Genomic DNA, 8,190 nt, shown 5'->3' with positions numbered 1-8,190 from the left:
GAGATTGCTTCGTTCCTCGCAATGAGCGATTGGTAAGGTTACTTCCCTTCAAAATACGCCAGTATTGCTTTTGCCTGTTTCGTGTTCACTACCTCCAACAAAACTTCTTCCGTCGCTTCACGTACTTTTTTTACTGATTTAAAGTATTTCAATAATTTTTCGGCAGTGGTTTTGCCTATGCCTTCAATAAGTTCAAGTTCGGTAACCAAAGTCCCCTGATCCCGCTTCTTCCGGTGAAATGTTATGCCGAAACGGTGTGCCTCGTCTCTTAAATGCTGGATAACTTTTAAAGTTTCCGATTTTTTATCCAGGTATAAAGGATATTGATCGCCCGGGTAATACAATTCCTCTAATCGTTTGGCAATGCCTATAATGGTCACCTGTTTTTCAATACCAAGTAATTTAAGGCTCTTCATGGCTGATGAAAGCTGCCCCTTGCCACCATCAATAACGATCAGCTGAGGCAATTCTCCCCCTTCGTCAAGCATGCGCCTGTAACGCCGGTGAACAGCCTCTTCCATGGTTGCAAAATCATCAGGGCCTTCCACCGTTTTTACATTAAAATGCCGGTAATCTTTTTTGGATGGTTTACCATCTTTGAATACTACAATTGCGGAAACAGGGTATTTACCCTGGAAGTTGGAGTTATCAAAACACTCGATGTGCCGCGGCAGCGTGTTCATCCGAAGGTCTTTCATCATTAGGGTAAGCAGCCTTTCAGTTCTCACTTCAGGGTTCAGCTTTTCGTACTGGTCGATCTTTTCCTTCCTGAAAAACCGCACATTTTTCTCCGAGAGGTCAAGCAGCTTTCGTTTCTCGCCTAACTTTGGAACGGTGAATTTTATAGATTGATCATCCAGGTCGATATCAAAAGGAACGATGATCTCTTTTGAATGGCTGTCGTACCTGGTACGGAATTCAGATATCGCAAGCGTCAGCAATTCCTCGTCGCTTTCATCCAGCCGCTTTTTCAGCTCGATGGTTTGCGTTTGGATGATCGTACCATTCATCACCTTCAAGTAATTGACAAAGGCATATTTTTCGTCGGATGCGATACTGAATACGTCGACGTCAGTAATGGAGGAGTTAACCACTGTTGATTTGCTCTGGTAATTTTCCAGCAACTCAAACTTCCTTTTCAGGCGATGAGCGTATTCAAAATTCATATCGGCAACCGCCTGCTCCATATCATTTTTCAGGTTACGAAGTACGCCGCCGATCTTCCCTGTTAAAATATCTTTTATTTCATTAATACTATGGTCGTAATCGTCCTCTGTCTGGTAGTCCTGGCAGGGCCCTTTACAATTGCCCAGCTGGTATTCCAAACAAACTTTAAACTTACCTTTTTGAATATTTTCTTTGTTGAGCGCCAGGTTACAGGTGCGCAAGGGGTAGGTCTCTTTTATCAGCCCTAAAATATTATGCATCATACTTACTGATGCATATGGCCCAAGGTATTTAGAACCATCGCGTACGATGCGCCTTGTCCAGAAGATGCGCGGGTAATGTTCATTTTTGATGATGATCCAGGGATAGGTTTTATCATCCTTTAACATGACATTATACCGCGGCTGGTGCTTCTTTATCAAACTGTTCTCCAACAGCCAGGCATCAACTTCTGTATCAACAATGGTAAAAGTGATATTCCGGATCTTGGATACCAATACCCGGGTTTTGGCATTTACATTATAATCCTTATTAAAATAAGAGCCCACCCGGTTACGCAGATCCTTTGCTTTACCGATGTAGATCAGTTCGTTGTCCTCATCCCAAAACTGGTAAATACCGGGTTTATGGGGGATATTTTTTAACTCCTCTTTATAGTCGAATTTACTCATTCCTGGTTAGTCATTGAGTCATTGGGTCATTGGGTCATTGGGTCATTAAGTCATTGGATAGGTGTGGACTATACCCACATTATCATTGCGGGGAACGAAACAATCGCGGACTGTGCATGACAGAAATGTTTGGTTCGCGATTGCCACGCTATCGCTCGCAATGACAAGATTTCATGAACCCGGCAACATTCCAACTTTACAACATTCCAACCTTACACCAATCAGAATCCCAGTTTCTTATCCACGTCATTCGTCCCTTGCTGCTGCTGTTTATAGGCATTACAATCTAAAGTAATGGTCATATTTTTGGGAGCATCGAAATCAACATTTTTTTTGATCCCAAGGGCCGGATTGGCATAAACCCTTTTCATAAATCCGGCAAATATAGGCAGGGCTGAGTTGGCGCCCTCCCCTAGTCTTGTTGACCGGAAGTGAATATCCCGGTCTTCGCAGCCAGACCATACGCCGGTAACTAACTGCGGTGTTATCCCGATAAACCAGCCGTCGGAGTTTTCCTGGGTGGTACCTGTTTTTCCGCCGATAGGGTTGTTTAACCCATATTTATACTTTAACCGCGATCCCGTACCGTCTTCTATCACTCCTTTTAGCATATAGGTCATTACATAGGCAGATTGGGCGTCCATCGCCTGAACCACTTTAGGGGTATGGGTATAAACCACGTTGCCATTTTTATCTTCAATCCGCAAAATAAATGTGGGTTCAGTCCACGTGCCGTGGTTGGCAAACACCGAATACGCGCCGGTCATATCAAATACAGAAGCATTAAATACACCCAAACAAATAGAAGGATATGGCGGCACATCGCTGGTAACGCCCATCTTTTTGATCAGCTCCATTACGGGCGTTGGTTTTACTTCATTCATTACATATGCCGTTACATAATTTTGCGAATGAGCCAGCGCAGTTCTTAGGGAGATGGCCCCCGGCAGCGTTTCAGTAGGCGATGAACCCGGCGTCCAGCCGTCAATATTTACCGGTACATTATCCACTTCCTGGCAGGGCGAAAAGCCATTTTCGATGGCAACGGCGTAGGTAAACGGTTTAGCGGTTGAACCCACCTGGCGGGTGCCAACTTTTACCTGGTCATACTTAAAATGTTCAAAGTCTGTGCCCCCTACCCAGGCCTTTACATACCCGGTGGTTGGGTCCATGCTCATCAGGGCATTGCGCAACATCATTTTTGAGTATAATATAGAATCAATGGGCTTAATTAATGTATCAATATCACCCCGCCAGGTAAACAGTTCCAGGCTGTCGGGCGTATCAAAATTCCGCCTTATTTCGTCTTCTGATTTTCCCTGCAATTCCAACTGCTTATACCTGTCAGACCGGTACATCCCTTCGTCAAGCAGTAACTTAAAATTCTTGATACTTTTCCACCGGCTAACCCCTTTCCATTGGTCATTGAACTGGGCCTGCAGTTGGGGCATATATTCGCGTTGGGCTTCCTCTGCGTACTGCTGCATCGTAGCATCAATGGTGGTATAAATCTTCAACCCGTCGCGGTCCAGGTCATATGGGGTACCGTCTGATTGGACAATATTCTGGTTTTTAAAGATCTTTTGGATCTCCTGTTTCAGCACTGCCCTAAAATATGGAGCCGGCCCTTCATTATGGTTCATCGGGTTAAAGTCGATGCCTAATGGTTTGCTTTTAAACTCCTGCAATTGGCCATCACTTAAATAGCCCTGTTTCTCCATTAAACCCAGGATCAGGTTTCGCCTGTTTAGCGCCCTGTCCGGATGCCGGATGGGTGAATATACACCCGGCCCCTTAACCATACCTACCAAAACGGCCGCCTCGTCGGGCGTCAATTTATCAGGGGTAACATTAAAGTAGGTATGCGCAGCCGATTTGATACCAAAGGTATTATAAGCGCCAAAATCCACTGTATTTAAATACATGGTGATTATTTCCTGCTTGGTATAGCGTCTCTCCAGGCGAACAGCAATGATCCATTCTTTCAATTTTTGCGTAAAGCGAACAAAGGGGTTACGGGAACCCTGGCTCCCCGAAAACAGATTTTTAGCCAGCTGCTGGGTAATAGTGCTCCCTCCCTGCTTTGACCCGATCAGGTTTAACAAAGGGATAGTGAACAAACGGCGGAAATCGATCCCGGAATGGTCGTAAAATCGCGAATCTTCAGTTGCGATCAACGCGTTTACAACATTGGGCGACAATTGTGAAAAGTTAACGCTAGAGCGGTTTTGTATATAATAGGTACCCAAAACAGTGGCCCCATCTGCAGATATAACTTCAGAAGCCTGGTTACTTTTAGGGTTTTCAAGGTCGCGGAAAGGCGGAAGCTGCCCAAATAAGCCAAAATAGGTAACGACAAGCAGCAATACAAAAAGTGCAAAAAAGCTTAGCACCGCTCTCCACAGGTACCAGTTATACCTTTTTATATCCCCGGGCGAAAGTTTAATGATCATGATTAGTAATTGTTTTGAAAATAGTCGATATAACTATCCAATGTCTTTTGGTCGGCTAATTTATCCAGATTTTCCTTAGTAATAATAAAAAAGCTGTACTTATCCTTTGGCACCTTCATAATATCAGGCAAAAGCGGTACAATATCATGGGCAAACTTTTTCACTTTTTCCAGCGAGGGGAACAAACCTACATATATTACCTGGTCATGATCGCCAACTGCTTTCAACTGATGTTTAATACCGTTGCCTGCATAATTTGCCCGCGTAAACTGCCCTATTCCAAAACGCGACGAGGCCACATTAGTTGTGCCTGATGTAACATTTACTACAAAGTAATAATTGGTACTATCGCCCTTCGAAAAAATGGATGGCACAACCATTTTAGCTTTAAGCGCATCCGGATCGGCCTCCGACGAGATTGCCACCTGACTTGTTTTGACAGTATCAACCGGAGCAACCGTTTTGGGTGTTTCCGCCGGCTGACTAACAGGTGGTGTTACCTGCGCTATTATTTTAGTTGTATCCACCGGCGGGGCCTTTGGCACAACCTGCGCCGCCGCTTTTGTGGTGTCTGCTTTCGGACTAGCTTTTGGCACAACCTGTGCGACAGTTTTCGCAGTATCTTTCTTTGGATTAGCTTTTGGTGTTACCTGCACAATAGTTTTTGGCGTATCCGTTTTCGGGCTGTTTTTTGGAACAGTTACCTGCGCGATAGTTTTTACAGAATCTTTCTTCGGGGTGATTTTTGGAATAAATACCTCTTTCTTCACCTTTGCTGAATCAATCTTCGGCACGGCCTTCACAATTCCAGCAGGCTTTTTCACCGGCTCTTCTTTCTTTTTTTCCGGGAGCCGTTCGCCGGGTTTAGCCGCAAAAATATAAGGTTTCAAAATTTTCCGGTAGGTGGCTTTCTCCTTATTTTCCTGTGCCAGCGTAAAGGGGACATCATGCGGATCAACATCCGCTATCACTACATTTCGCGCCAGCATTTCATTTTGGTTTGCACTAATATAAGCAAGGTGCTGCTTAGCCAGCGGAACGATCAGTTTATCATTTGGGTATATTTTGATCAGTTGCTGCAAGCTGTCCGCAAAAGGTCCCGCCTTTTCATTATGTCCCTGTGAAATGATTTGCAGGTAGAATATCTGGGCTGATAATTTATTACCGGGATATTTTTTCAATAGTAGCGGCGCCTTCTCAATTACCTCTTTGTACTTTTTATCGGCATACAAATCAAATACATCGTTGTAAGCTTTGGTAAATTCAGCATCCTGATCCTCAAGCTTCCTTGCAAACTCAGGATCAATGATAATTTTAGCGAAAGGTGTTTCAGGGAATTCTTTCAGTAACTTGTTTTTATAAAAATCCGACTTCGCCGGGTCGCTGTCGCTGTAAAGCCTGTACAGGTTATAATAAATCGCCGGTTTATTTGGATCCTGCGGAAAGCGGCTTAGTATCTTTTCAAAAATCTCAATAGCGTCTTTTTTGTCTTCCAGGATATCCCTGTAAAAGTCGCCCAGGTCAATATAAGCATTATAAACACGCAGGTTGGATGCCGAAAGCAGTGCAGGTGTAAGCGGAAGCGCGTCAACCAGTTCCTTACGGTAACTTGAAGCCATAGCGGGTGCTTTGCCTGTTTTGGACGGCCCTGCCGGCGCATCAGGGTCTGCAGATTGAGCGGTAACAGCCGGGTTATTACTATCTTCAGCAGCGCCCTTAGTGCTTCGTCGCCAGTTGTCTTCCAATGTACGGTTACCCCAAACGCGTTTAAAATCGTTATATCCCTGGCTAACCGCGGTCGTATTATCAAAATAAAACGATCCGCCCTTTGCCTGGCCACCTGAACCTAATCTGGAGCCCCCGGCCCGGGATGCCGGGGCCGCAGCATTTCCCTGCGCCGCTGCTGCTGCCGCCTTTTGCTGTAAGGTGTTATCATTTACCATTTTGTCAATAACACCCGCGCGGGTCTTTTCATCCATGCGGGCAAGCGCCTGCAACGTGTCCTCTTTGGCGATAATTTGCAAACGTTCAGCAAGGTAAGAAAGGTTGCTCCCTATTTTTTTGATGCCCACATAACCCGGGTAATTGGTTGGCAAACTGGTTAACGTACTGTCGTAATACTTTTTCGACTTTAAATAGTCGGCTTTAATTTTAAAATAGATCTCCGCAAGCCTCAAATAGGAAAGCCCCTTCTGGCTCTGGTTTTTAACACTTGTCCGTACCGAAAGATTATAATACTTTATGGCATCATCAATTTTTTTGTCGGCCATTTCCAGTTGCGCCACCTGGTAATAGATCTGGTCTTTAAATTCTTTATTATTGGGATTCTTTAAAAGGCCAAGCAACTTGGTGATCCGGTCTATTTTTACGCCGTTTTGGTTGTCGTCAATCCGTATCAGGTTTAAGCTGGCGTTAAAGGCCATTTCAAACTGGGCGTTACTCTTCGAGATCTGGTCGTAATTCCGCGCGGCATTTACCTGCTCATTGTTCAGTTCCTGTACCTGGGCCAAAATAAAGGTCCACCGCAGCCGCTGGGTTTTATCTTGGCAATATTTCAAGGCCAGTTTGGCCATTTCCTCCGCGTCTTTGTAATCTTCTGCAGCTATGTCATATTGCAATTTAGCAGCATAAATATCAGCAGAGATCTTCTTTTTAGGGTTGATGCTTTCAATGGCGCTGTCAATAACCAATTTTGCCTTCGGCAACTGATTCAAATAAATTAATGCCCTCGTCTTCCAGACCCTGGCATCCCGTACCAGGTCCTTCCTTTTTGGATAGTTATGGATCACATAACTCAAAAACTCATCGGCGTTATAAAAATTACCTTCCAGGTAGTTGGCCTGCCCCAAAACAAGGTAAGCATCGCCGATATATTTACTCTGGTCCTTATAATTAATGATCGTGTACCCTTTTGATATGGCGGCCTCCAGGTCTTTATCAGGTGTTTGGCTTTGTGCAACGGTATCCGGGTAAACACTTAATATTTCATTGTAATTGTCGGTAAACGAGCCTGCGTAACTATCCTGCTTTTGCTGCAAAATCTCTTTTGCGTTAAAAAGGATATTAAAATTGGCAGTAAGGTTTTGCATGTCGCGGTTAAAGCCGCTTTGTTTTTGGAGCGCACACCCTGCCAACATCGCCATCAAAGCAATTACCAGCAATTTAAAGGGTTTATTTACAGAAAGTTTAGATGTTAGCCTCAATTTTAAATGGGGATATAAAAGCCTTGCTAATTTAGCAACAATTATGAAATAGGTTTAATAAATTTGAAGATGGATAAAAACAAACCCGATAAAGAGAATAACACCGGAAACGGTTATCTAAAGTATAGTGGTATGGGCTTTCAGATGATAGCGATCATCGGGCTATTTACCTATGCCGGCTATAAAATAGATCAATCTGCCCAGCACCAGGTAAAATGGGTTACTGCCATTCTTTCGCTAACGGGTGTTTTTATATCTTTGTACGTCATTATAAGGTCTGCGAAAAACTGAGTTTATATTACCCGTTTTAGCATATAATAAAATTTCAACCTCTCTCATTCAAATGAAAGTAACATCTTCTATTATTTTTTTCCTGGTATTTATTATCATTATCGCGATACCGCCGGCGGCACTTCAATATACCGGAAACACTGGTTTATTAACGCCCAATTTTTGGACCGTCTTCTGCTTTATGTCAGGTATTACGTTTTTAATAGTTGCCGTGATGCTTATTGTAGGGCGTAAAAACCAGGAGCATTTTACCCCGGCATTTCTGGGAGGCACCACCTTTAAACTGTTAGCCTGTTTAATATTTATTTTTGTTTTTTTATCAAAAAACCCCTCAAATAAGCCTATTTTTTTAGCTAATTTTTTATACGTATATTTATTAAATACTGTCTTTGAAGTTTATGTTTT

At 43.6% G+C, this 8,190-nt stretch carries 5 protein-coding genes; 2 read left to right on the top strand and 3 right to left on the bottom strand.

Translation table 11 applies throughout. The annotated features are described in order from the left end of the window. Positions 1-38: 38 nt before the first annotated feature. The 3 genes from uvrC to QZY09_RS13295 form a co-directional block, all read right to left on the bottom strand. Positions 39-1,838: an excinuclease ABC subunit UvrC gene (gene uvrC / locus QZY09_RS13305; protein WP_295673114.1), complete on the bottom strand. Its 1,800-nt coding sequence runs from the start codon at positions 1,836-1,838 to the stop codon at positions 39-41. A 221-nt stretch (positions 1,839-2,059) separates the two neighbouring features. After that, the gene (locus tag QZY09_RS13300; protein WP_295673113.1) at positions 2,060-4,291 is read right to left on the bottom strand and encodes a transglycosylase domain-containing protein; all 2,232 of its coding nucleotides are present in this window, start codon (positions 4,289-4,291) and stop codon (positions 2,060-2,062) included. A gap of 2 nt (positions 4,292-4,293) precedes the next feature. Next, entirely contained in the window at positions 4,294-7,494 is a 3,201-nt protein-coding gene (locus tag QZY09_RS13295) for a hypothetical protein (RefSeq protein ID WP_295673111.1), read from the bottom strand. A 69-nt stretch (positions 7,495-7,563) separates the two neighbouring features. On the opposite strand from QZY09_RS13295, the gene QZY09_RS13290 reads away from it, so the two are divergent. Together QZY09_RS13290 and QZY09_RS13285 are read left to right on the top strand one after the other, a co-directional pair. After that, entirely contained in the window at positions 7,564-7,785 is a 222-nt protein-coding gene (locus QZY09_RS13290) for an AtpZ/AtpI family protein (RefSeq protein WP_295673109.1), read from the top strand. 52 nt (positions 7,786-7,837) lie between these two features. Beyond that, a partial coding sequence (locus QZY09_RS13285) for a hypothetical protein (protein WP_295673107.1) occupies positions 7,838-8,190 on the top strand: 353 nt, incomplete at its 3' end.

Origin of the sequence: uncultured Mucilaginibacter sp. (genome assembly GCF_903913935.1) — a bacterium.
Lineage (GTDB): Bacteria > Bacteroidota > Bacteroidia > Sphingobacteriales > Sphingobacteriaceae > Mucilaginibacter.
The sequence above is the reverse complement of the archived record's forward strand: the minus strand, read 5'-3'. Positions and strand labels throughout refer to the sequence as shown.